Genomic DNA, 924 nt, shown 5'->3' on the forward strand with positions numbered 1-924 from the left:
TATTGAGGACGATCATGCGCAAGAAGGTGACGAAAGCGATTTTTCCGGTTGCGGGTTTGGGGACGCGGTTCCTGCCGGCGACCAAGTCGGTGCCCAAAGAGATCATGACGCTGGTTGACCGTCCGCTGGTGCAATACGCCATCGACGAGGCGCGCGCGGCGGGGATCAAGGAGTTCATCTTTGTGACCTCGCGCGGCAAGGGCGCGCTTGAGGATTACTTTGATCAGCACCCGACGCTGGAGCAGGAGCTGCGCAAAAAGGGCAAGGACGCGCTGCTTGAGACGCTGAAAGAAACCAACATGGAAAGCGGCGCGATTGCCTATATCCGCCAGCACAAGGCGCTGGGTCTGGGCCATGCGGTGTGGTGCGCGCGCCGCCTGATCGCCAACGAACCTTTTGCGGTGATGCTGCCCGATGACGTGATCGCGGCTGAGACGCCCTGCCTGCAGCAGATGGTCGAGGCGTATGAGGAAACCGGCGGCAATATGGTCGCGGCGATGGAAGTTCCGCCCGAAAAGGCCAGCTCGTACGGGGTGCTCGATGTGGCCGAAGAGAACGGCCAGGTGATCAAGGTCAAGGGCATGGTCGAAAAGCCCAAAGCCGATGAGGCGCCCTCGAACCTGGCGGTGATCGGGCGTTATATTCTGAGCCCCTCGGTGCTGCAGAACCTCAACAAGATGAAGCACGGCACGGGCGGAGAGATCCAGCTGACCGATGCCATTGCCGAAGACATCGTCAACGAAAACAACGTCCACGGCTTCCGGTTCCGCGGCCAGCGGTTCGATTGTGGGTCCAAGGCCGGGTTCCTGCAGGCGACAGTGGCCTTCGCCCTGGCCCGCGACGACCTGCGCGACGACCTTGCCCGCTACCTCGAAGACATCGTCCACATCGACAAGGCCGCGCAGTAAGGCAAAACATGAAGGC

The 924-nt window shown here is 61.4% G+C and carries 1 protein-coding gene; it reads left to right on the forward strand.

Features of this window, described 5'->3' with window-relative positions; all coding sequences use genetic code 11:
• Positions 1–14 precede the first annotated feature (14 nt).
• On the forward strand, positions 15–908 hold the full coding sequence (gene galU / locus FOY56_RS23380) for a UTP--glucose-1-phosphate uridylyltransferase GalU (protein ID WP_146348541.1): 894 nt from the start codon (positions 15–17) through the stop codon (positions 906–908).
• The last annotated feature ends 16 nt before the right edge of the window (positions 909–924 follow it).

The sequence above is a fragment of the Falsiphaeobacter marinintestinus genome, assembly GCF_007923355.1.
GTDB lineage: Bacteria > Pseudomonadota > Alphaproteobacteria > Rhodobacterales > Rhodobacteraceae > Phaeobacter_A > Phaeobacter_A marinintestinus.